A 397-nucleotide genomic window follows, 5' to 3' on the forward strand; every position below is an offset into this window, starting at 1 on the left:
AGCTGCATTCCCCAAAAGAAAATATCACTCAAAGTCTTAAACGCTAAATCCATCCGCTTATGGCGAAAAAAGCAGAACTGGAAAATGTCCCAGACGTATTGGGACAGTTTAACGCGCTGAAACAGAAGCATCCCGACGCCATGCTTCTCTTCCGCAAGGGGGATTTCTACGAGATGTACAGGGAGGATGCGGTCAAAGCTGCCACTGTCCTGGCCATTACGCAGACCAGCAGAACCTTTCCCGGAGAGAAAGAGCCGGTCAAGTTCGCTTCGTTTCCCTATCATGCCCTGGACGTGTATCTGCCCAAACTGATACGCTCCGGGCAGAGGGTGGCCATCTGTGACCAGCTCGAAACACCCAAACTGAAAAAGGAAGAGCAAACCAAGCAAAAGACCGG

Annotated in this window: 1 protein-coding gene; it reads left to right on the plus strand. The window is 50.9% G+C overall.

The features are described from left to right. Positions 1-59 precede the first annotated feature (59 nt). On the plus strand, positions 60-397 hold a 338-nt coding region (locus H6B30_RS16895), incomplete at its 3' end, for a MutS N-terminal domain-containing protein (RefSeq protein ID WP_500684415.1).

The sequence above is a fragment of the Marseilla massiliensis genome, from assembly GCF_016899955.1.
Classification (GTDB): Bacteria; Bacteroidota; Bacteroidia; order Bacteroidales; family Bacteroidaceae; genus Prevotella; species Prevotella intestinigallinarum.